Annotated in this window: 32 protein-coding genes; 3 read left to right on the forward strand and 29 right to left on the reverse strand. The window is 71.0% G+C overall.

Going from position 1 to position 20,975, the window contains the following annotated elements:
* Window positions 1–112: 112 nt before the first annotated feature.
* The gene (locus AC1DWH_RS19325) at window positions 113–1,054 is read right to left on the reverse strand and encodes a LysR family transcriptional regulator ArgP (protein WP_477095049.1); all 942 of its coding nucleotides are present in this window, start codon (window positions 1,052–1,054) and stop codon (window positions 113–115) included.
* Window positions 1,055–1,125: 71 nt separating this feature from the next.
* On the opposite strand from AC1DWH_RS19325, the gene AC1DWH_RS19330 reads away from it, so the two are divergent.
* Entirely contained in the window at window positions 1,126–1,722 is a 597-nt protein-coding gene (locus AC1DWH_RS19330; protein WP_456844721.1) for a LysE/ArgO family amino acid transporter, read from the forward strand.
* On the opposite strand, the gene AC1DWH_RS19335 is transcribed toward AC1DWH_RS19330, so the two are convergent.
* The gene (locus tag AC1DWH_RS19335) at window positions 1,719–3,401 is read right to left on the reverse strand and encodes an ABC-F family ATP-binding cassette domain-containing protein (RefSeq protein WP_456844722.1); all 1,683 of its coding nucleotides are present in this window, start codon (window positions 3,399–3,401) and stop codon (window positions 1,719–1,721) included. The genes AC1DWH_RS19330 and AC1DWH_RS19335 overlap by 4 nt on opposite strands.
* Before the next feature lie 99 nt (window positions 3,402–3,500).
* Between AC1DWH_RS19335 and AC1DWH_RS19340 the strand changes: the two genes are divergently transcribed.
* A complete protein-coding gene (locus AC1DWH_RS19340) occupies window positions 3,501–3,944 on the forward strand; it encodes a DUF5709 domain-containing protein (RefSeq protein ID WP_456844723.1) in 444 nt (147 codons plus the stop codon).
* Between the two features lie 51 nt (window positions 3,945–3,995).
* On the opposite strand, the gene AC1DWH_RS19345 is transcribed toward AC1DWH_RS19340, so the two are convergent.
* Window positions 3,996–4,901: a tRNA pseudouridine synthase A gene (locus AC1DWH_RS19345; RefSeq protein WP_477095050.1), complete on the reverse strand. Its 906-nt coding sequence runs from the start codon at window positions 4,899–4,901 to the stop codon at window positions 3,996–3,998.
* 74 nt (window positions 4,902–4,975) lie between these two features.
* On the opposite strand from AC1DWH_RS19345, the gene AC1DWH_RS19350 reads away from it, so the two are divergent.
* Window positions 4,976–5,743 carry an ROK family protein gene (locus AC1DWH_RS19350; RefSeq protein WP_477095051.1) on the forward strand — a complete coding sequence of 256 codons (768 nt, stop codon included), beginning with the start codon at window positions 4,976–4,978 and terminating at the stop codon, window positions 5,741–5,743.
* Between the two features lie 18 nt (window positions 5,744–5,761).
* Here AC1DWH_RS19350 and AC1DWH_RS19355 read toward each other — a convergent pair whose 3' ends face one another.
* The 26 genes from AC1DWH_RS19355 to rplV all read right to left on the reverse strand — a co-directional run bounded on the left by AC1DWH_RS19355 (window position 5,762) and on the right by rplV (window position 20,953).
* Window positions 5,762–6,493: an alpha/beta fold hydrolase gene (locus AC1DWH_RS19355; RefSeq protein WP_477095052.1), complete on the reverse strand. Its 732-nt coding sequence runs from the start codon at window positions 6,491–6,493 to the stop codon at window positions 5,762–5,764.
* Between the two features lie 117 nt (window positions 6,494–6,610).
* Window positions 6,611–7,156: a 50S ribosomal protein L17 gene (gene rplQ, locus AC1DWH_RS19360; RefSeq protein WP_456844727.1), complete on the reverse strand. Its 546-nt coding sequence runs from the start codon at window positions 7,154–7,156 to the stop codon at window positions 6,611–6,613.
* Between the two features lie 74 nt (window positions 7,157–7,230).
* Complete coding sequence (locus AC1DWH_RS19365) at window positions 7,231–8,244, reverse strand: DNA-directed RNA polymerase subunit alpha (RefSeq protein WP_456844728.1); 1,014 nt, start codon at window positions 8,242–8,244, stop codon at window positions 7,231–7,233.
* A gap of 146 nt (window positions 8,245–8,390) precedes the next feature.
* A complete protein-coding gene (gene rpsK / locus AC1DWH_RS19370; RefSeq protein ID WP_055912186.1) occupies window positions 8,391–8,792 on the reverse strand; it encodes a 30S ribosomal protein S11 in 402 nt (133 codons plus the stop codon).
* A 60-nt stretch (window positions 8,793–8,852) separates the two neighbouring features.
* The gene (gene rpsM / locus AC1DWH_RS19375; RefSeq protein ID WP_456826461.1) at window positions 8,853–9,233 is read right to left on the reverse strand and encodes a 30S ribosomal protein S13; all 381 of its coding nucleotides are present in this window, start codon (window positions 9,231–9,233) and stop codon (window positions 8,853–8,855) included.
* Between the two features lie 185 nt (window positions 9,234–9,418).
* Window positions 9,419–9,532 (reverse strand): 50S ribosomal protein L36, encoded by a 114-nt coding sequence (gene rpmJ, locus AC1DWH_RS19380; RefSeq protein WP_013117849.1) that lies wholly within the window; start codon window positions 9,530–9,532, stop codon window positions 9,419–9,421.
* A gap of 58 nt (window positions 9,533–9,590) precedes the next feature.
* Complete coding sequence (gene infA / locus AC1DWH_RS19385) at window positions 9,591–9,812, reverse strand: translation initiation factor IF-1 (protein WP_013770189.1); 222 nt, start codon at window positions 9,810–9,812, stop codon at window positions 9,591–9,593.
* A gap of 263 nt (window positions 9,813–10,075) precedes the next feature.
* Window positions 10,076–10,996, reverse strand: a complete 921-nt coding sequence (locus AC1DWH_RS19390) for an LPXTG cell wall anchor domain-containing protein (protein WP_477095053.1) — start codon at window positions 10,994–10,996, stop codon at window positions 10,076–10,078.
* Window positions 10,997–11,244: 248 nt separating this feature from the next.
* On the reverse strand, window positions 11,245–12,087 hold the full coding sequence (map, locus tag AC1DWH_RS19395) for a type I methionyl aminopeptidase (protein WP_477095054.1): 843 nt from the start codon (window positions 12,085–12,087) through the stop codon (window positions 11,245–11,247).
* A 2-nt stretch (window positions 12,088–12,089) separates the two neighbouring features.
* Window positions 12,090–12,671 carry an adenylate kinase gene (locus tag AC1DWH_RS19400; protein WP_456844731.1) on the reverse strand — a complete coding sequence of 194 codons (582 nt, stop codon included), beginning with the start codon at window positions 12,669–12,671 and terminating at the stop codon, window positions 12,090–12,092.
* Entirely contained in the window at window positions 12,668–13,963 is a 1,296-nt protein-coding gene (gene secY / locus AC1DWH_RS19405) for a preprotein translocase subunit SecY (protein ID WP_456844732.1), read from the reverse strand. The genes AC1DWH_RS19400 and secY overlap by 4 nt, the downstream gene beginning before the upstream one ends.
* A gap of 161 nt (window positions 13,964–14,124) precedes the next feature.
* The gene (gene rplO / locus AC1DWH_RS19410; RefSeq protein ID WP_456844733.1) at window positions 14,125–14,856 is read right to left on the reverse strand and encodes a 50S ribosomal protein L15; all 732 of its coding nucleotides are present in this window, start codon (window positions 14,854–14,856) and stop codon (window positions 14,125–14,127) included.
* A 2-nt stretch (window positions 14,857–14,858) separates the two neighbouring features.
* The gene (gene rpmD / locus AC1DWH_RS19415) at window positions 14,859–15,041 is read right to left on the reverse strand and encodes a 50S ribosomal protein L30 (protein ID WP_028045050.1); all 183 of its coding nucleotides are present in this window, start codon (window positions 15,039–15,041) and stop codon (window positions 14,859–14,861) included.
* Window positions 15,041–15,712 (reverse strand): 30S ribosomal protein S5, encoded by a 672-nt coding sequence (gene rpsE, locus AC1DWH_RS19420; RefSeq protein ID WP_456826467.1) that lies wholly within the window; start codon window positions 15,710–15,712, stop codon window positions 15,041–15,043. Before rpsE ends, rpmD begins: the two co-directional genes overlap by 1 nt.
* A 37-nt stretch (window positions 15,713–15,749) precedes the next feature.
* Entirely contained in the window at window positions 15,750–16,121 is a 372-nt protein-coding gene (gene rplR, locus AC1DWH_RS19425) for a 50S ribosomal protein L18 (RefSeq protein WP_146927928.1), read from the reverse strand.
* Window positions 16,122–16,123: 2 nt separating this feature from the next.
* A complete protein-coding gene (rplF, locus tag AC1DWH_RS19430; RefSeq protein ID WP_456844734.1) occupies window positions 16,124–16,663 on the reverse strand; it encodes a 50S ribosomal protein L6 in 540 nt (179 codons plus the stop codon).
* Window positions 16,664–16,687: 24 nt separating this feature from the next.
* A complete protein-coding gene (rpsH, locus tag AC1DWH_RS19435; RefSeq protein WP_208212220.1) occupies window positions 16,688–17,086 on the reverse strand; it encodes a 30S ribosomal protein S8 in 399 nt (132 codons plus the stop codon).
* 75 nt (window positions 17,087–17,161) lie between these two features.
* Window positions 17,162–17,347, reverse strand: coding sequence for a type Z 30S ribosomal protein S14 (locus AC1DWH_RS19440; RefSeq protein ID WP_028045055.1), 186 nt, complete (start codon window positions 17,345–17,347; stop codon window positions 17,162–17,164).
* Window positions 17,348–17,349: 2 nt separating this feature from the next.
* A complete protein-coding gene (rplE, locus tag AC1DWH_RS19445; RefSeq protein WP_456826469.1) occupies window positions 17,350–17,922 on the reverse strand; it encodes a 50S ribosomal protein L5 in 573 nt (190 codons plus the stop codon).
* On the reverse strand, window positions 17,922–18,263 hold the full coding sequence (rplX, locus tag AC1DWH_RS19450) for a 50S ribosomal protein L24 (protein ID WP_055912166.1): 342 nt from the start codon (window positions 18,261–18,263) through the stop codon (window positions 17,922–17,924). The genes rplE and rplX overlap by 1 nt, the downstream gene beginning before the upstream one ends.
* Before the next feature lie 2 nt (window positions 18,264–18,265).
* Window positions 18,266–18,634, reverse strand: a complete 369-nt coding sequence (rplN, locus tag AC1DWH_RS19455) for a 50S ribosomal protein L14 (RefSeq protein WP_034625870.1) — start codon at window positions 18,632–18,634, stop codon at window positions 18,266–18,268.
* A gap of 159 nt (window positions 18,635–18,793) precedes the next feature.
* Window positions 18,794–19,087, reverse strand: a complete 294-nt coding sequence (rpsQ, locus tag AC1DWH_RS19460) for a 30S ribosomal protein S17 (RefSeq protein WP_307494133.1) — start codon at window positions 19,085–19,087, stop codon at window positions 18,794–18,796.
* Between the two features lie 5 nt (window positions 19,088–19,092).
* Window positions 19,093–19,332, reverse strand: coding sequence for a 50S ribosomal protein L29 (gene rpmC / locus AC1DWH_RS19465; RefSeq protein WP_055912162.1), 240 nt, complete (start codon window positions 19,330–19,332; stop codon window positions 19,093–19,095).
* The gene (rplP, locus tag AC1DWH_RS19470) at window positions 19,332–19,748 is read right to left on the reverse strand and encodes a 50S ribosomal protein L16 (RefSeq protein WP_055912160.1); all 417 of its coding nucleotides are present in this window, start codon (window positions 19,746–19,748) and stop codon (window positions 19,332–19,334) included. Before rplP ends, rpmC begins: the two co-directional genes overlap by 1 nt.
* A gap of 3 nt (window positions 19,749–19,751) precedes the next feature.
* Entirely contained in the window at window positions 19,752–20,585 is an 834-nt protein-coding gene (gene rpsC / locus AC1DWH_RS19475) for a 30S ribosomal protein S3 (RefSeq protein WP_456844735.1), read from the reverse strand.
* On the reverse strand, window positions 20,585–20,953 hold the full coding sequence (rplV, locus tag AC1DWH_RS19480) for a 50S ribosomal protein L22 (protein ID WP_055912156.1): 369 nt from the start codon (window positions 20,951–20,953) through the stop codon (window positions 20,585–20,587). The genes rpsC and rplV overlap by 1 nt, the downstream gene beginning before the upstream one ends.
* Window positions 20,954–20,975: the final 22 nt, after the last annotated feature.

The raw sequence follows: 20,975 nt of genomic DNA on the forward strand, positions 1-20,975 counted from the left end.
GGCTCGGTGCTGAGTGCTGAGAGGGCACTAGCAGCCGCCGGAACGGGGACGCACAACGACTCACCAGAGTAGCCGCCGCCTTGCCGAGGGGTCAAAACGCGGAACTCCGGGGTCAGGCGGATCCGGGCGGCCCGTGCCTGGCGACCGGTCGCAGGGCCGCCGACGCCGCACGCACGACCCGCTCGGTGAGGTCGTCGAGCGTGGGCGTGCGCAGCGCCCAGTGCTGCCAGTAGAGCGGCACGTCGAGGTGCTTCCCGGCCCGGACCTCGACCAGCGCCCCCGCGGCGATGCGCTCCGCGGCGGCCGCCTCGGGCACCATCCCCCACCCGAGCCCCGCCTCGACGAGTCCCACGAACGCCGCCTGCGACGGCACGAAGTGGACCAGGGGGGTCACGGTCCGGCGGCCGACGACCGAGGCGACGAACCGTTCCTGCAGGCCGTCCTCGCGGTTGAACGCGAGCAGGGGCGCGGCGGCGAACGCCTCGGCGCCGAGCCCGTCGGCGAACCAGCGGTCGCGTTGGGCTGGAGCCGCCACGGCCAGGTAGCGCATGGCACCGAGCCGACGGACCCGGCACCCCTGCACGGCGCGCGGGTCGGCCGTCACCGCCGCCATCACGGTGCCGTCCCGCAGCAGGTCAGCGGACAGATCCTGGTCCTCGCGCCGCAGGTCGAGCAGCACGTCCGTAGGCAGGTCGGCCACGGCCGCGGGGAACCACGTGGACATCGAGTCGTCGTTCACGGCGACGGGCAGCCGCCTCGTCGCACCCGCCGCGCGGGCGTTCCGCGCGCCCCCGGGCGCCGGGACCAGCTGCCCCAGCGCGTCCCGCCCGAGCAGCTCCACCTGGCCCGCCAGCCGGACCAGGACCTCGCCGTCCTCGGTCGGCCGGCACGGGCGCGTGCGCAGCACCAGGACCCGCCCGACCTGCTGCTCGAGCGCCTTGATCCGCTGGCTCACGGCCGACGGCGTCACGTGCAGGCGCTGGGCGGCCGCGTCGAAGCTGCCCTCGTGCACCACGGCCGCGAGGGCGCTCAGCTGGTCCGCGTCGAATGCCACATGAAGGATCCTAATGGTTCATCAGAAGCATGAACTGGTCTTCAGGATGCCGTCCGCCTACGGTCGTCCCCGTGCCTGCCGTCGCCCTCTCGGGCTTTCTCACCGCCCTGTCGCTGATCGTCGCCATCGGCGCGCAGAACGCCTTCGTGCTGCGGCAGGGGATCCGGCGCGAGCACGTGCTGCCGGTCGTGGCCATCTGCGCCGCGGCGGACGCGCTGCTCGTCGCCGCGGGCATCGCGGGCCTGGGCGCGCTCGTCACGTCGCACCCCGCGGTCCTGACGGTCACCAAGTACGCCGGCGCAGCGTTCCTGCTGGTGCTCGCCGTCGGGGCGGCGCTGCGCGCGCGGCACCCGTCCCGCCTCGACCCCGCGACCGAGGGGCCGGCGGCGCTCGGCGCCGTCCTGTCCACGTGCCTGGCCCTGACGTTCCTCAACCCGCACGTCTACCTGGACACGGTCGTGCTGCTGGGCTCGCTGGCCCACCAGCACGACCCCGGGGCATGGGTGTTCGGCGCGGGCGCGGTCGCCGCGAGCATCACCTGGTTCACCGCGCTGGGCTTCGGCGCGGCCTACCTGCGGCCCGTGTTCGCCAGGCCGCGCGCCTGGCAGGTCCTCGACCTGGTCATCGCCGTGGTGATGGCGACGCTCGCCGTGGCGCTGGTGCTCTAGCGGGCCCGGTCGACGCGGGCGGCGTCCCACACGGGCTCGGGCGTCTCCACCACCTCGCCGTCCGCGCCGAACACGAGGAACCGGTCGAAGGTCCGCGTGAACCAGCGGTCGTGCGTCACCGCGAGGACCGTCCCCTCGAACGCGGCCAGGCCCGTCTCCAGCGCCTCGGCCGAGTGCAGGTCCAGATTGTCGGTCGGCTCGTCCAGCAGCAGCAGGGTCGCTCCCCCGAGCTCGAGCAGAAGGATCTGCAGGCGCGCCTGCTGACCGCCCGAGAGCGTCTCGTACCGCTGCTCCGCGGCGGCGACCAGCTCGTACCGGTCCAGCGCCTTGCTGGCCTGCTCGCGACCGAGCCCGGCGCGGTGGCCCTCCCCCCGGTGCAGGATCTCGAGCAGCGTCCGCCCGACCAGCTCGGGGTGCCCGTGGTTCTGCGCGAACCAGCCCGGCCGCACGCGGGGGCCGAGCACGACCCTGCCGGTGTGCTTCACGGGCGCGACGGGAAGGTCGTCGGCGGGCAGGTGCTCGGGACCGGGGTCGCTCCCGCCTGCCGCCAGCAGCCGCAGGAAGTGCGACTTGCCTGAGCCGTTCGAGCCGAGCACCGCGACGCGCTCGCCGAACCAGACCTCGAGGTCGAACGGCTTCATCAGCCCGGTGAGCTCCAGGCCCGTCGCGACGACAGCCCGCTTGGCCGTGCGGCCGCCGCGCAGCCGGACGCGGACGTTCTGCTCGCGCGCCAGCAGTGTCGGCGGACCGGCCTCCTCGAACTTGCGCAGACGGGTCTGTGCCGCCGAGTAGCGCGACGCCAGGCCGTCGTTGAACGCCGCCTTCGTCTTGAGCGTGAGCACCAGCTCCTTGAGCTTCGCGTGCTCCTCGTCCCAGCGACGCAGCAGCTCCTCCAGCCGCGAGCGCCGGTCCTCGCGCGCCTGGTGGTACGTGGCGAACCCGCCGCCGTGCACCCACACCGCCGCGCCCATGACGCCCGGCTCCAGCGTCGCCACCTGCGTCGCCACCCGGGCGAGCATCTCTCGGTCGTGGCTGACGAAGAGGACGGTCTTGTTCGACGCCCGCAGCTTGTCCTCGAGCCAGCGCTTGGTCGGCACGTCGAGGGCGTTGTCGGGCTCGTCCAGCAGCAGGACCTCGTCCGGCCCGCGCAGCAGCGCCTCGAGCACCAGCCGCTTCTGCTCGCCGCCGGACAGCGTGCGCACCTCGCGGTGCTGAGCCTGCTCGAACGGGATGGACAGGACGGCGTCGGTGACCCGGTCCCAGCCCGCCTCGGCCTCGTAGCCCCCCACGTCGGCCCAGTCGACGAGCGCCTGCGCGTACCGCATCTGCGCGGGCTCGTCGTCGACCTCCATGATCGCCAGCTCGGCCGCCGCGAGCTCCACGGCGGCGTCCCGCACGGCCGGCGAGGCCAGCGATGCCAGCAGGTCCCGGATCGACCGGTCGTCGTTGATCCGCCCGATGTCCTGCCGCATGATCCCGAGCCCGCCGCTGCGGCCGACCGAGCCGGAGTGCGGCTGCTCGTCGCCGGCCACGATCCGCAGCAGCGTGGTCTTGCCGGCGCCGTTGGGGCCGACGAGCGCGACGCGGGCGCCGTCACCGACGCGGAACGTGATGTCGTCGAGGAGGGGTCGCCCGTCCGAGAGCACGTACCCGATGCCGCCGATGTCGAGATGACCCATGCCCCCATCCTCCCTGGTGCCACACGTGTGGCCCATCGCATTGCGTGTGGGGCCGCCCACCCCTGGCGTCGGCGCGCGCTCGGTGCGAAGGTCGGAGGCATGACGGACGACACCACCGGCACCAGCCCCGACCCCGAGCTCGACAGCGAGGGCGACACCGACCAGCTGTCCAGCGCGGACACGCTGCTCGACCGCGGCGTCGAGGACCTGCTCGACGAGGGCTACACGGTGCCCACCCGGCCCCGCTCGAACCACTACGGCGAGACCGCGTGGGAAGAGGCGCACCGCGAGACAATCGACCAGCGGATCGGCCAGGAGGAGCCCGAGGTCTGGGAGGCCCGGCCCCGACCCGAGCGCGAGGAGTTCCGCGCCGGTCGGCTGATCGAGGACGACGACGCCGTCGAGGCGGGCGGGACCGACGGTTTCGCCATCGACGCCGGGATCTCGGGGGGCGCCGCGAGCGCCGAGGAGGCCGCCGTGCACCTCATCGAGGAGGAGTACGTCGACGACCGCCGCTACCGCGACGACGTCGACGAGGACTGACCTGGAGCGCAGCGGAAGGTCAGTCCGTCCGACGAACTCGAGGACCGAGCGTCAGCCGCAGCAGCCGCCGCCGGCGTGCTGCAGGTCCTCGGCCGCCCTGCGTGCGCGCGTCTGCGCCGCCCGGGCGGCCAGCTGGTCGTCCGACGGGTAGCCCACCTCCTCCAGGGTGAGCCCGCGCGCGGCCACGACGTGCACCCCGGCGTCGCGACGACGCCGCGCCAGCAGCTCCGCCGGCCAGCCCGATCCGGCCCGGCCCTCTCCGACGGCCAGGCTCGCGCCCACGAGCGAGCGCACCATCGAGTGGCAGAACGCGTCCGCCTGGACGGTCGCGACCACCAGACCCGCGTCCGGGCCGTCAACGGGCCTCGACCACGCGAACGCCTCGAGCGTCCGGATCGTCGTGGCACCCTCGCGCGGCTTGCAGTACGAGGCGAAGTCGTGGCGGCCGACCAACGGGCGGGCCGCGGCGGCCATCGCGTCCACGTCGAGCTCGCGGCGGTGCCACAGGACGTGCGCGCGCGAGAGCGGGTCGCGGCGGGCCGCGTCGTCGCAGATGCGGTACGTGTACCGCCGGCGCAGGGCCGAGAACCGCGCGTCGAACCCGTCGGGCGCGCGCGTGACCGCGTGCAGCACCAGGTCGGTCGGCAGCAGGCCCCCGAGCCGTCCGAGCAGGGCCTCCTCGACCGGGCGCTCGGTCCGGCCGCGCGACGCCGCCAGCAACCGCGCTGGGACGTCCACGTGGGCCACCTGGCCCCGCGCGTGCACGCCCGAGTCGGTGCGACCCGCCACCGTGACCCTCGGCGGCCCGACGGTCCGCAGCACCGTGCCCAGCGCCCCCTCCAGCACCCCCTGGACGGTCCTGAGGCCCGGCTGGAGGGCCCAGCCGGCGAAGTCGGTGCCGTCGTACGCCAGGTCGAGCCGCAGCCGGACGGCGGGCTCCTCCACGCTCTCGCTCACGGGTCCACACGGTAGTCGGCCCCGGCGCGCCCGTTCCGCACGCCGTCCCCCGTGCCGCTCGCTAGCGTGGGCCCGTGCCCAGCACCGGCTCCGACCCGTTCACGCTCGCCGTCGACTGCGGTGGGGGCGGCATCAAGGCGTCCGTGCTCGACGCGGCCGGCACCCTGCACGCCCCCGCGGTCCGGGTGCCGACGCCGTACCCGCTCCCGCCCGAGCGCCTCGTCGCGACCATCGCGGACATCGCCGCGGGCCTGCCCCCGGCCCAGCGCGCCACGGTCGGCATGCCCGGGATGCTCCGGCACGGCGTCGTCGTCGCGACCCCCCACTACGTCACCCGCTCCGGCCCGCGGTCATCGGTCGATCCCGAGCTGCTCGCCGCCTGGTCCGGGTGCGACATCCGGGCCGCCGTCGAGGCGAGGCTGGGCCTGCCGACCCTCGTGCTCAACGACGCCGAGGTGCACGGCGCCGGCGTGATCTCGGGGACCGGCATCGAGCTGGTGCTCACCCTCGGCACCGGGCTCGGCACCGCCCTGTTCGACGGCGGGGTGCTCGCGCCGCACCTCGAGCTGTCCCAAGCACCCGTCCGCTGGGGAACGACCTACGACGCGTACATCGGGCAGGTCGAGCGCGCCCGGCTCGGCGACGGGCTGTGGTCCCGACGCGTGCGGCGCGTGGTCGAGGGCTTCCGGCCCGTGTTCCTCTGGGACCGGCTCTACCTCGGCGGCGGGAACGCCCGGCAGGTCACCCCGGCCACGCTGGCCCGGCTCGGCGACGACGTCGTCGTGGTCCCCAACCAGGCGGGCATCGTCGGCGGCGTCCGCGCGTGGTCGCTCGGGGTCTGACGGCCCGCTCCGTGCCCGTCAGCGTGGCTGCGGCACCGCCGACCGGGCGTCGACCTCGTCGAGCGCCTCCAGCATCACCCGGGAGAACCGCGCCGGCTGCACCAGGCTGACCAGGTGGGTGGCTCGGGGCACGACGACCAGCCGCCCGTCACGGCACGCCGCCAGGAAGCGTCGCTCCTCGCCGCGGAAGTGGTCGAACGCGCCGTTGACCAGCCACACCGGCGCCTCGATCCGCGCGAGGTCCGCCAGCGGGGTCGCGACGGTCATCTCCCGCAGGACCTGGTGGGTGGCGTCCAGCGCGAACCCGCCGGCCCCGACGTCGCGCGCGCCCTCGGGCGGCAGGGCGAGGTCGACGAAGAACTGGTTCAGGCGCGCGCCCCGGTCCGGCAGCCGGGCGATCCCGTGGGCGCCGACGGACCAGCCGCCGAGGAGGAGCCGGTGCGGCCGGGTGGAGCACGAGGCAGCCAGCAGCCCGGCGACCTGCCCCGGCCACCTGGACGCGTGCCGGATCCCGACGTACCCGCCGAGCGAGAGCCCGACGACGAACGCCTCCCCGCCGACCCCGTCGATCGCCTCGGCGACCGTGTCCACCGCCGCGTCCAGCGTGAACGGCTCCGCGATCCGGGTGCCGTGCCCCGGCAGGTCCACGGCGACCGCGCGCCGCCCCACGCGCTCCAGCGCCTCGAGCTGCGCCCGCCACATCGTGCGGGACGTCCGCAGCCCGTGCACGAGCACGACGGGAAGGGTCATGCGTCCGACTCTAGGTGCGGCACGATCACCCCGCCGCAGCGGCCGGTACGACCCGGCCGGAGACGCAAGAAGGCCCGGGACCATCCGGTCCCGGGCCTTCTCGGTGCAGCTGTCAGGTCACGCCTTGTCGGCGTCGCCCTCGGTCTCGACAGGGGCGTCCTCGACAGGCGCGTCCTCGACGACGGTCTCCTCGACGGGAGCGTCCTCGACGGGCTTGTCCTCGACCTTGTCGGCCTTCTTCGCCTTCGGCGCAGCCTTCGCGGCGGCCTTGGTGGCCTCCTTCACGACGGCCTGCTTCGGGGAGAGCGGCTCGAGCACGAGCTCGATGACGGCCATCGGGGCGTTGTCGCCCTTGCGGGGGCCGATCTTGGTGATGCGCGTGTAGCCACCCTGACGGTCGGCGACGGCCGGAGCGATCTCGGTGAACAGCACGTGCACGACGGACTTGTCCTTGACGACGGTCATCACGCGGCGGCGGGCGTGCAGGTCACCGCGCTTGGCGAACGTGATGAGGCGCTCGGCGAGCGGACGCAGGCGCTTGGCCTTGGTCTCGGTCGTCGTGATCCGCTTGTGCTCGAACAGCGCCGTCGCGAGGTTCGCGAGGATCAGCCGCTCGTGCGCCGGTCCGCCACCGAGCCGGGGACCCTTGGTGGGCGTAGGCATGGTTTTTACTCCTTGAGTTCCAGTGATGGGCTGCGGACGGGCCGCTGTGCAGCGGCCCGTCTACTTCCCCGGCGTCAGTACTGCTCGTCCTCGACGAAGTCGCCCTCGTCGTCGCCGTAGTAGGCGCCGGCGGCGGACGGGTCGAAGTCGAGCGGGCTGTCCTTGAGCGTCAGGCCCAGCTCCGCGAGCTTCTCCTTGACCTCCGTGATGGACTTCGCACCGAAGTTGCGGATGTCCAGGAGGTCGGCCTCGGAGCGTGCGACGAGCTCACCCACGGAGTGGATGCCCTCACGCTTGAGGCAGTTGTAGGAGCGGATCGTGAGCTGCAGGTCCTCGATCGGCAGAGCGAGGTCCGCGGCGAGCGCAGCGTCGGTCGGCGACGGGCCGATCTCGATGCCCTCGGCCTCGACGTTGAGCTCACGGGCGAGCCCGAAGAGCTCGACCAGCGTCTTGCCGGCGGAGGCCAGCGCGTCGCGCGGGCCGATCGCCGACTTGGTCTCGACGTCGACGACCAGCTTGTCGAAGTCCGTGCGCTGCTCGACACGCGTCGCCTCGACCTTGTAGGTCACCTTGAGGACGGGCGAGTAGATCGAGTCGACCGGGATGCGGCCGATCTCGGCGTCGAACGACTTGTTCTGGTTCGCCGACACGTACCCACGGCCGCGCTCGACGGTCAGCTCGATCTCGAGCTTGCCCTTGTCGTTCAGCGTGGCCAGGTGCAGGTCGGGGTTGTGGACCTCGACGCCGGCGGGCGGCACGATGTCCGCGGCGCTGACCTCACCCGCACCCTGCTTGCGCAGGTACATCACGACGGGCTCGTCGTTCTCCGAGGAGACGACCAGCTGCTTGATGTTGAGGATGATCTCGGTGACGTCCTCCTTGACGCCCGGCACGGTGGAGAACTCGTGCAGCACGCCGTCGATCCGGATGGACGTGACGGCGGCACCGGGGATGGAGGACAGCAGCGTCCGGCGGAGCGAGTTGCCGAGCGTGTAGCCGAAGCCCGGCTCCAGCGGCTCGATGGAGAACCGCGACCGGTTCTCCGAGATGACCTCTTCGGTCAGGGTGGGGCGCTGTGCAATCAGCACGGTGTTGTTTCCTCTCAGCGGGCGTCCGCCATATGACGCTGCGCAGTACTACTGGCCGGCCTGGTCTCGGTCCACCTGGTCGGCGTCAAGTCTGTCCGGGTCGGTGCGCGCCTCGCGACGACGCACCGACCCGGTGGAACCGACGGTCAGACGCGGCGGCGCTTCGGCGGACGGCAGCCGTTGTGCGCCTGGGGCGTCACGTCCTGGATCGAGCCGACCTCGAGGCCGGTCGCCTGGAGCGAGCGGATCGCGGTCTCACGGCCGGAGCCGGGGCCCTTGACGAAGACGTCGACCTTCTTCATGCCGTGCTCCTGGGCGCGACGAGCGGCCGCCTCGGCGGCGAGCTGCGCCGCGAAGGGGGTCGACTTGCGCGAGCCCTTGAAGCCCACCTGGCCCGACGAGGCCGACGCGATGACGGCGCCGGTCGGGTCGGTGATGGAGATGATCGTGTTGTTGAACGTGCTCTTGATGTGCGCCTGGCCGTGGGAGACGTTCTTCTTCTCCTTGCGGCGCGGCTTGCGCACGGCGGAACGGGTCTTGGGAGGCATTCTCTTCTTCTCTCGAGGTCTGATCGGCTTGCCCTGGCGCGCGGCGCCCGGGGCGGAGGGCTACTTGCGCCCGGCCTTCTTCTTGCCGGCCACGGTGCGCTTGGGGCCCTTGCGGGTACGCGCGTTGGTCTTGGTGCGCTGTCCGCGCACCGGAAGGCCACGGCGGTGACGCAGGCCCTCGTAGCAGCCGATCTCGACCTTGCGGCGGATGTCCGCAGCGACCTCACGGCGAAGGTCACCCTCGAGCTTGTAGCTGCCCTCGAGGTAGTCACGGAGCGCGACGAGCTCGGCGTCGCCGAGGTCCTTCACGCGGATGTCCGGGCTGATGCCGGTCGCGGCCAGAGTTGCCTGGGCGCGGGTGCGGCCGACCCCGTAGATGTAGGTGAGCGCGATCTCGAGCCGCTTCTCGCGGGGGAGGTCGACGCCGATAAGACGTGCCATGTGCCTGGTGGCTCCTGAACTGCATCGGAGGTCTGCCGCACTGCCCTCCCGCGTGCTGCGGGCCTCGGCCTCCGACCGAGGGTGCACCGGCGAGTGATCGCCGGAGTGGCTGTGCGCTTGCTGGTCCCCGGGGGGACCGATGGTGCTGGTCGAGCTGCTGGTCCGAGCGGACCGGCGTCAGGGCATCAGCCCTGGCGCTGCTTGTGGCGCAGGTTCTCGCAGATCACCTGGACGCGACCGTGCCGGCGGATCACCTTGCACTTGTCGCAGATCTTCTTGACGCTGGGCTTGACCTTCATCGCGTGTTCCTCCGCCGCCGTTGCGCCCTCATGGGCTGACGGCGTGTTCGAGTGGCTGTTACTTGTAGCGGTAGACGATCCGGCCACGGGACAGGTCGTACGGGCTCAACTCAACAACGACCCGGTCCTCGGGGAGGATCCGGATGTAGTGCTGTCGCATCTTGCCCGAGATGTGGGCGAGCACCTTGTGGCCGTTGGTGAGCTCCACGCGGAACATCGCGTTCGGCAGAGCCTCCACGACGCTGCCCTCGATCTCGATGACACCGTCCTTCTTCGCCATATCCTCCGCTAACTGTCGGTCCTGTTGGATCAGCCCACATCGGCCGACCCCGCCCAGGAGAGGGCGACATCAGCGTGGTGGGGACTGCGTGGGAACAGCGCGCCACGAGAACCGGGCGCACACCCAACGGACGATCTTACGCCATCGGGGCCAAGGGACGAAACCGCCCCGGCCTCGGACCGAGTGCCGTGTGCCACACCGCCGCACCCGGCGGCCCCGGTCGGCACCGGGGACGCCGTTCCCGGTGCCGACCGACCCCGACGTCAGCTCGCGCGGTGCCGGCGCAGCAGGACGAGCGCGGACCCGGCCAGCACCAGGATCGCCCCCGCCAGCAGCGCGGGACCCGCGGACGAGCCGGTCGACGCCAGCGCGGCCTGAGGCTCCTCCCCTGCGGCGAGCACCTGGGAGTAGAACGACTCGCTGGGGGTCGGCGTCGACTCCACCTCGACCGTCCGCACCGGGCTCGGGGCGGGGGCCGCGCCGACCTCGGCGGTGGGCGTCGCGCTGGGTGCCGGGACCGGTTCGGCGGTGACCGTCGGGGCGGGAGTCGGGGTCCCCGTCGGGGTGGGGGTGGCCGTCGGCGGGCACGGCACGGACGCCGACGGCGTGGGCTTCGGCGTCGGCGTGGCGGTCGGCTTCGGCGTCGGCTTGGCGGTCGGCTTGGGTGCCGGCGTCGCCGGGGCGGTCGGTGCCACCGCGCCGCACGCCGGCACGGTCACCATGTCGGCCAGCTCCCAGTGCCGCGCGTCGAAGATCGGGCCCCAGCCGATGTAGTCCTGGGGGTAGGACGGCGCCGGGTTCCCGGTGAACACCGTCGCGTCGCCGTGCGCCTGGTCCTCCTGGACGGCCCAGCCGGCGCCGCAGAGCGTCGAGCTCGCGGGGAGCGCCGCGCGGATCTCGTCGAGGGTCAGGTCCCGGTACGAGGCTCCGGGCCACGTCGCCACCAGGTACTGCTGGGTCGAGTTCTCCCACGACGCCGGCGCGGCCGCGTCCTTCTTGAGGTACACGTACGCGCCGGTGGTCGACCGGTCCGTATGCGGGCGGTGCGGGCCGCGGCCGTCCTGCGCGTGCGCCGGGCCCGCGCCGAGCGCGAGGAGCACGGCCGCGAGGCCGGCGGCACCCACCAGCCGCGCGGGGCGGCGGCCGAGGGAGGAGAACAGGGAGGGACGAACACTGCGCTGCATGAGCCACCCATCACGTCGGGTGCAGGCGCGCGCTGACCACGTGCCTGCCGGAGGTGGGCACCCGCCCTCCACCGCGCGGATCGTCCCGCGCGGGCCCCGGGGCGCCCGTGGCGGATCGTTCACCGCCGGGCAGGACCGTATCCGACAAACCGGTCATCGCGTGTCCGTTTCGGCAGTTCAGGGCCGATTTGTGGACAACTGGACGCAGGTTCACCTGGATGGACGTACTGGTGAGTAACTGCGCAGGGTCAGGCGAGCGGCGAGACAGTCACGCCGAGCTCCGCGAGCTTCGCGGCACCGCCGTCGACGGCGGTGAGCACCCAGATGCCGTCCTCGAGGATCGCCACCGTGTGCTCCCAGTGGGACGCCCGGGAGCCGTCGTCCGTCACGACGGTCCAGTCGTCCTCGAGCACCTGGGTGGACCGCTCCCCGCGGACCACCATCGGCTCGACGGCCACGCACAGACCCGGGCGGACCCGCGGCCCACGGTCGCGTCGCCGGAAGTTCGGCACGTCGGGAGGCTGGTGCATCGCGGTGCCGATGCCGTGCCCCACGTAGTCCTCGACCAGGCCGTACCGCACGCCGCCGTTGAGCCCGGCAGCCTCCGCGGCGTCCACGACGTCCTCGACCGCCTCGCCCACGGCTCCGAGCCGCTCGGCGCCGGCGAGAGCAGCGATCCCGGCCCACATGGCGCGCTCCGTCGTCGCGGCGAGCTCCACGTCCTGGGGGTCCGCGCCGTCGAGGACGACGGTGATCGCGGAGTCGCCGTGCCAGCCGTCGACGATCGCGCCGCAGTCGATCGACACCACGTCGCCGGGCTCGAGCACGCGCGGGCCGGGGATGCCGTGCACGACCTCGTCGTTAACGGAGACGCAGATCCGCGCGGGGTACCCCTCGTACCCGAGGAACGACGGCAGCGCGCCGGCCTCGGCGATGACCGCTGCGGCGACGCCGTCCAGCTCGGCCGTGCTGACCCCGACGACCGTCCGCGCGCGCACGGCCGCCAGGGCGTCGGCGACGACGAGGCCCGCACGCCGCATGAGCAGCACCTGCTCGGGCGTCTTGTACTCGATCCGCTCGCGACCGAACACGGTCAGCCGGCGCTCAGGGCGCCGATCGCCGCGACGAGGCGGTCGGTGACCTCGTCGACGCCGCCGATGCCGTCCACCTGCGCGAGCAGGCCACGGTCCGCGTACACGTGCGAGATCGGCGCGGTCTCCTGCGCGTAGACGTCGAGCCGGTGACGGACCACATCCTCGGTGTCGTCCTCGCGGCCCTCGATCTCGGCGCGCTTGAGCAGACGGGCCACGACGACCTCGGGGTCCGCGGTGATCTCGACCGCGAGGTCGATCGTCAGCCCGGCGTCCGCGAGGATCGCGTCGAGCTCGGCGACCTGGGCGACGTTGCGGGGGTACCCGTCGAGAAGGAACCCCTCGACGACGTCGTCCTGGGCGAGGCGGTCGCGCACCATGTCGTTGGTGACGGAGTCCGGCACCAGCGCACCGCGCGACGTGTACTCCTGCACCGTCTTGCCGAGCGGCGTGCCGCCCTTGATGTTGGCGCGGAAGATGTCGCCGGTCGAGATGGCCGGCACGCCGAGCCGCTCGGCCAGCCGGGCGGCCTGGGTCCCCTTGCCGGCCCCGGGAGGACCGAGCAGCACGAGACGGGCGCTCATCGCAGGAACCCCTCGTAGTGCCGCTGCTGCAGCTGCGACTCGATCTGCTTGACCGTCTCGAGGCCGACGCCGACCACGATGAGGATCGACGAGCCACCGAACGGGATGTTCGTGCCGACGCCGAGCAGGATGAACGCGACGGTCGGGATGAGCGCGACGAACGCCAGGTACAGCGAGCCCGGCGCCGTGATGCGGGAGATCACGTAGTCGAGGTACTCGGCCGTCGGACGTCCGGCGCGGATGCCCGGGATGAAGCCGCCGTACTTCTTCATGTTGTCCGCGACCTCGTCCGGGTTGAACGTGATCGCCGTGTAGAAGTAGCAGAAGAAGATGATCATGGCGACGTACAGCAGCAGGTGCAGCGGCGCGCTGGGCGAGGCCAGGTACCGGCTGACCCACTGCACCCACCCGGCGGCCGGGTCGCCGAACTGGGCCAGGAGCCCTGGGACGGCGAGCAGCGACGACGCGAAGATGATCGGGATGACGCCGGCCATGTTGATCTTGATCGGGATGTAGGTGCTCGACCCGCCGTACATGCGGCGACCGACCATCCGCTTGGCGTACTGCACGGGTACCCGTCGCTGCGACTGCTCGACGAACACGACCAGCGCGACGACCAGGACGATGACGGCCAGGACGATGACGAACTTGGTGACGCCGTTGTCGCCACCGGCGATCGACCACAGGGCGGTCGGGAAGCTCGCGGCGATCGACGTGAAGATGAGGAGCGACATGCCGTTGCCGACGCCGCGCTCGGTGATGAGCTCGCCGAGCCACATGATCAGGCCGGTGCCCGCCGTCATGGTGATGACCATGATCAGGAGGGTCGACCAGGTGTCGTTCGGGATGACGTCGACGGTGCAGCCGCTGAACAGCTGACCGCTGCGCGCGACCGTGATGATCGTCGTCGACTGGAGGACCGCGAGGGCGATCGTCAGGTACCGCGTGTACTGCGTGAGCTTCGCGGTGCCGGACTGGCCCTCCTTGTGCAGCTCCTCGAAACGAGGGATGACCACACGGAGCAGCTGGATGATGATGCTCGCCGTGATGTACGGCATGATCCCGAGCGAGAACACCGACAGCTTGAGCAGTGCGCCGCCGCTGAACAGGTTCACGAGCCCGAGCAGGTCATTCCCCTGCGACTGCTCGATACACGTCTGCACGTTCGGGTAGGACACCCCCGGCGTCGGCAGGAAAGAGCCGATGCGGAAGATCACCATGATCCCGATGGTGAAGAGCAGCTTGCGCCGCAGGTCGGGCGTTCGGAACGCCCGCACGAATGCGCTGAGCACCTGTCCTCCTGAGCGGCCGGAGCCGCGTCTCGTACGACCGGGTCATTCCGGCCGTGCCGCCTGCGTTACGTCGCAAGCACCGGGGCACCCTAACTGATGCTGAAGAACATATGGGAACGGGACCGGTGGGGAACTCTGACCCCACCGGTCCCGACCTTCGATCAGTCCTGCGCGACGCTTCCGCCGGCAGCCACGATCGCGTCCTTCGCGGACGCCGAGTAGGCGTCGACCGCGACGGAGACCTTGACCGTGAGCTCGCCGGTGCCGAGCACCTTGACGGGCTGGCCCTTGCGGACCGCGCCCTTCGCCACGAGGTCGGCGACCGTCACGTCGCCACCGTTCGGGTACAGCGCCGAGAGCTTGTCCAGGTTGACCACCTGGTACTCGACGCGGAACGGGTTCTTGAAGCCGCGCAGCTTCGGGAGGCGCATGTGCAGAGGCATCTGCCCACCCTCGAAGCGCGTCGGCACCTGGTAGCGGGCCTTGGTGCCCTTGGTGCCACGACCGGCCGTCTTGCCCTTGGACGCCTCGCCACGACCCACGCGGGTCTTGGCGGTCTTGGCGCCCGGGGCCGGACGGAGGTGGTGCACCTTGAGCGTGCCGCCGTTGCCGGGCTGCGCAGCGGCCTCGGCCGCCTTCGCCGCCGCGGCGGAGACCGTCTTCTTCGGCGCAGCAGCCTTGGGCGCGGCCTTCGGCTCGGCCTTGGGGGCCTTCGCCTTCGGTGCAGCCTCGGTCGTCGCCTCAGCCTTGTCGGCCTTCGCCGACGCAGCCTTCGCCTTGGTCGCCTTCGGAGCGGACTCCGTGTCGGCGGCCTTCTTCGCGGGAGCCTTCTTGGCGGCGGCCTTCTTGGGGGCCGTCACCTCGTCGGTGCCCTTCTCGTTCTCGTCAGCCATGGTCACTCCACCTCTTCGACCGCGACAAGGTGCGTCACCGTCTTGACCATGCCGCGGATCTCAGGACGGTCCTCCTTGACGACGACGTCGCCGATCCGCTTGAGGCCCAGGGTGCGCAGGGTGTCGCGCTGGTTCTGCTTACCGCCGATGCCAGAACGCGTCTGGGTCACCTTGAGTCGAGCCATCACGCACCTGCCTTCGAGCCCGCCGCTGCGGCCAGGCCGGCGGCCTGGGCACGGAGGAGGGCGGCCGGGACGACGTGCTCGACCGGGAGCCCGCGGCGCGCGGCCACGGCCTCGGGACGCTCGAGACCCTTGAGGGCCGCGACCGTGGCGTGCACGATGTTGATCGCGTTCGACGAGCCGAGCGACTTGCTCAGGACGTCGTGGATGCCGGCGCACTCGAGCACGGCGCGCACCGGGCCACCGGCGATCACGCCGGTACCCGGCGAGGCCGGACGCAGGAAGACGACACCGGCAGCGGCCTCACCCTGGATGGGGTGCGGGATGGTGCCCTGGATGCGCGGGACCTTGAAGAAGTTCTTCTTGGCCTCCTCGACGCCCTTGGCGATCGCCGCGGGCACCTCCTTGGCCTTCCCGTAGCCGACACCCACGGTGCCGTCGCCGTCGCCGACCACGACGAGCGCGGTGAAGCTGAAGCGGCGGCCGCCCTTGACGACCTTGGCCACGCGGTTGATCGTCACGACGCGCTCGAGGAACGCGCTCTTCTCTGCGGCGTCGCGTCCGCGACCGCCACCGCCGTCACGGCCACGACCGCCGTCGCGACGGTCACCGCCGCCGCCGGCCCCGGCGCCGCCCGCAGGCGCGCCGGTGTTGCTGCGCTGAGGAGCAGCCATCAGATTGTCCTCTTCTTCGTCTGGAAGGTCGTGGTCGTCACAGCTTCAGCCCACCCTCGCGGGCGCCGTCAGCCACCGCGGCGACACGGCCGTGGTACTTGTTGCCGCCGCGGTCGAAGACCACGGCGTCCAGGCCGGCAGCCTTCGCACGCTCGGCGATGAGCTCGCCGACCTTGCGGGCCTTGGCAGTCTTGTCGTCGTTCGAGCCACGCAGGTCGGCCTCGAGGGTCGACGCGGACACGAGGGTCTGGCCGATGCCGTCGTCCACGACCTGCGCCGTGATGTGCCGGGCGGACCGGGTCACGACGAGACGGGGACGCGCGGCCGAGCCGGCGACCTTCTTGCGAAGGCGCAGGTGACGACGCTGGCGGGCAACACGCTTGCCCTTGCCGAGGATCTTGAGAGCCATGGTTACTTACCGGCCTTTCCGACCTTGCGGCGCACGTTCTCGCCCGCGTACCGGACGCCCTTGCCCTTGTACGGCTCGGGCTTGCGGATCTTGCGGATGTTCGCGGCGACCTCGCCGACCTGCTGCTTGTCGATGCCCTGCACCGAGAAGCGCGTGGGTGCCTCGACGACGAACGTGATGCCTGCCGGCGGGTTCACCGTGACGGGGTGGCTGAAGCCGAGCGCGAACTCGAGGTCCTCGCCCTTCGCCGTCACGCGGTAACCGGTACCGACGATCTCGAGCTTCTTGACGTAGCCGTCCGTCACACCGATGACGAGGTTCGCCAGGAGCGTGCGGGTGAGGCCGTGCAGCGAACGCGAGGCACGCTCGTCGTCGGGGCGGGTGACCACGAGGGCACCTGCCTCGTCGCGCGCAACCTCGATGGGGGCGGCGACCGTGTGCGTCAGGGTGCCCTTGGGGCCCTTGACCGTCACGACGGCACCGTTGATGTCGACATCCACGCCGGTGGGGACCGGGACGGGGACTCTGCCGATTCGGGACATGGCTAGCTCCTTTCCGTCTCGGACTTACCAGACGTAGGCGAGGACTTCCCCACCCACGCCCTTCTTGGCGGCCTGCTTGTCGGTGAGGAGACCGGAGGACGTGGACAGGATCGCCACGCCGAGGCCGCCGAGCACCTTGGGCAGGTTGGTGGACTTGGCGTAGACGCGCAGGCCCGGCTTGGACACGCGCTTGACGCCGGCGAGCGCACGCTCGCGGTTGGGGCCGTACTTGAGCTCGATGATGAGGTTCTTGCCGACGACGGCGTCCTCAACCTTCCAGCCCGCGATGTAGCCCTCCGCCTGGAGGATCTCCGCGATGTGCGACTTCAGCTTCGAGAACGGGATCAGCACGGTGTCGTGGTGAGCCGAGTTCGCGTTACGCAGCCGCGTGAGCAGGTCTGCGATGGGGTCGGTCATGGTCATGGGGCTTGAGCCCTTCCTCGCCGGGGTATCCCGCCCTTGTGGGGGCTGGACCTACCGACGTTCGTGTTGCTTGGGTTACCAGCTGCTCTTGGTGACGCCGGGGAGCTCGCCACGGTGGGCCATCTCGCGCACGCAGATCCGGCACAGGCCGAACTTGCGGTACACCGAGTGGGGCCGGCCGCAACGCTGGCAGCGCGTGTAGCCACGCACCGCGAACTTCGGCTTGGCAGCAGCCTTGTTCTTGAGGGCAGTCTTCGCCATGGTCAGATCTCCTTGAACGGGAAGCCGAGGAGCTTGAGGAAAGCGCGACCCTCGTCGTCGGTGTCGGCCGTCGTGACGACCGTGATGTCCATCCCGCGGACCCGGTCGATCTTGTCCTGGTCGATCTCGTGGAACACGGACTGCTCCACGAGGCCGAAGGTGTAGTTGCCGTGACCGTCGAACTGCTGCGGCGAGAGGCCACGGAAGTCACGGATGCGCGGCAGCGCCGTGGAGAGCAGGCGGTCCAGGAACTCCCAGGCACGGTCGCCACGCAGCGTGACGTGGGCGCCGATGGGCATACCCTCGCGCAGCTTGAACTGGGCGATCGACTTGCGAGCCTTGGTGACCTGCGGCTTCTGGCCCGTGATCTGGGTCAGGTCGCGGATCGCGCCCTCGATGAGCTTGGAGTCCTTGGCGGCCTCGCCGACGCCCATGTTCACGACGACCTTCACCAGGCGCGCGACCTGGTTGATGTTCTCGTGACCGAACTGCTCGAACAGAGCGGTGCGGATCTCGTCGTTGTACTTGGACTTCAGGCGCGGGAGCGCCGGAGCCGTGAGAGTCGTCTCGGTCATCAGATGTCCTTACCGGAGCGCTTGGCGACGCGGACCCGAACGGTGCGGGTACGGCCGTCGCGCTCGACCTGCTCGGTGCGGTAGCCGACCCGGGTGCCCTTCTTGGTCTCCGGGTCCACGAGCATCACGTTGCTGATGTGGATGGGCGCCTCGATGGTCTCGATGCCGCCGGTGCGCGTGCCGCGCTGGGTCTGGCCGGCCTTGACGTGCTTGGTGACGCGCTGGACACCCTCGACGACGAGACGCTGCGACTCGACGAGGACCTCGAGCACACGGCCCTGCTGTCCCTTGTCGCGGCCGGAGATGACGACGACGAGGTCGCCCTTCTTGATCTTGGCCATGGTCAGAGCACCTCCGGCGCCAGCGAGATGATCTTCATGAACTTCTTGTCGCGCAGCTCGCGGCCCACCGGGCCGAAGATGCGCGTGCCACGGGGCTCCCCGTCGTTCTTGAGGATCACTGCGGCGTTCTCGTCGAACTTGATGTAAGAACCGTCCGGACGGCGGCGCTCCTTGCGGGTGCGCACGATGACAGCCTTGACGACGTCGCCCTTCTTGACGTTGCCGCCGGGGATGGCGTCCTTGACGGTGGCGACGATGACGTCACCGATGCCTGCGTAGCGACGGCCGGAGCCGCCGAGCACACGGATGCAAAGGATCTCCTTCGCACCAGTGTTGTCGGCGACACGAAGTCGCGACTCCTGCTGGATCATTACCTGCTCCTGTCGTCTGGCGGGTTCTCGGTTCGGGTCGAGCCGAGCCTGGCCGAACGGGTAGTTGCCGTGATGCACACGTTGCGCCGGGTGTCGTCTTGCGAGCGGCACCCGGCGCCCGTGGGCAACTGGGGGGTCGTGCTAGGCCGTGCTGAAGGCCTACTTCGCCTTCTCGAGGACCTCGACCAGGCGCCACCGCTTGGTGGCGCTCAGCGGCCGGGTCTCCATGATGACCACAAGGTCGCCCACGCCCGCCGAGCCCAGCTCGTCGTGCGCCTTGACCTTGCTCGTCCGCCGGATGACCTTGCCGTAGAGCGGGTGCTTGACCCGGTCCTCGACCTCGACCACGACGGTCTTCTCCATCTTGTCGCTGACCACGTAGCCGCGGCGCGTCTTGCGGTCGCCGCGCTTCTCAGCGATCGCCGTCGTCTTCTCGTTCTTCTCGTCGCTCATCAGTCTCACTCGCTCGCGCTCGGGGCGGTACGGATGCCGAGCTCGCGCTCACGCAGGATCGTGTAGATCCGCGCGATGTCGCGACGAACGGCCTTGAGACGCCCGTGGCTCTCGAGCTGACCGGTCGCGGACTGGAAGCGGAGGTTGAACAGCTCCTCCTTGGACTTCTTCAGCTCGGCGACAAGCTTCTCGTCGTCGAAGGTGTCCAGCTCGCTGGGAGCCAGTTCCTTGGTGCCGATAGTCATCAGTTACCACCCTCGCGAACCACAAAACGTGTCTTCATCGGGAGCTTGTGCTGCGCGCGGCGCATGGCCTCGCGAGCCAGGGGCTCCGGGACGCCGGCGAGCTCGAAGAGAACTCGGCCGGGCTTGACGTTGGCGATCCACCACTCGGGCGAACCCTTGCCGGAACCCATGCGGGTCTCGGCAGGCTTCTTGGTGAGGGGGCGGTCCGGGTAGATGTTGATCCAGACCTTCCCTCCACGCTTGATGTGGCGGGTCATGGCAATACGAGCAGCCTCGATCTGCCGGTTGGTGACGTAGGCGGGCTCGAGAGCCTGGATGCCGTACTCACCGAAGGAGATCGCGGTACCACCGGTCGCGGCGCCGGAGCGCCCCGGGTGGTGCTGCTTACGGTGCTTCAGCCTGCGCGGGATCAGCACGGCTCAGGCCTCCGTTCCGCTGTCAGCGGCCGGGGTCTCCGCGGGAGCGGAGGCGGCCTCGGTTGCGTCAGGAGCGTCAGCACGGTCGCGACGGGGAGCGCCGGCCCGAGGGCCACGGTCGCTGCGCTCGCCACGGTCCGTCCGCGGGCCACGAGCCGGGCGCGGGGCCTGGGTCGCCTGCTCGCGAGCAAACTCCTTCTCGGTCATGTCGCCCTTGTAGACCCACACCTTGACGCCGATGCGCCCGAAGGTGGTGCGAGCCTCGAAGAAGCCGTAGTCGATGTTCGCGCGCAGCGTGTGCAGCGGCACCCGACCCTCGCGGTAGAACTCCGTGCGGCTCATCTCCGCGCCGCCGAGGCGACCGGAGACCTGCACGCGGATGCCCTTGGCACCGGCGCGCTGGGCCGACTGGATGCCCTTGCGCATGGCACGGCGGAACGAGACGCGGCTCGCCAGCTGCTCGGCGATGCCCTGGGCGACCAGCTGAGCCTCGATCTCGGCGTTCTTGACCTCGAGGATGTTCAGCTGGACCTGCTTGCCCGTGAGCTTCTCGAGCTCGCCACGGATGCGGTCGGCCTCCGCGCCACGACGCCCGATGACGATGCCCGGGCGGGCGGTGTGGATGTCGACGCGGACGCGGTCACGCGTGCGCTCGATCTCGACCTTGGCGATGCCGGCACGCTCGAGGCCAGTGGCCATGAGCTTGCGGATCTTGACGTCCTCGCCCACGTAGTCGCGGTAGCGCTGACCCGGCTTGGTCGAGTCGGCGAACCAACGCGAGCGGTGGTCGGTCGTGATGCCCAGGCGGTACCCGAGCGGGTTGACTTTCTGTCCCACTATCGGGCCCGTCCCTTCGTCTCGCGCTCAGCGACGACCACGGTGATGTGGCTCGTCCGCTTGAGGATCTGGCTGGCCCGACCCTGCGCTCGCGGACGGAACCGCTTGAGCGTCGGACCCTCGTCGACGAACACCTCGGAGATGTAGAGGTCCGCCTCGTCCAGACGCTCGTTCGACCGCTTGGCGGTCTCCCGAGCGTTGGCGATCGCGCTCTCCACAACCTTGAGCACCGTCTCCCCCGCGGCCTGCGGCGCGAACTTCAGCACCGCCACGGCCTCGCCGGCCTGCTTGCCACGGATGAGGTCCACGACGCGCCGGGCCTTCTGGGGCGTGACGCGGACGAACCGCGCCTTCGCCTTGGCTTCCATTGCTGTCCTGCCTTCTTGTCTC

This window comes from Cellulomonas sp. P2_F12 (assembly GCF_056403775.1).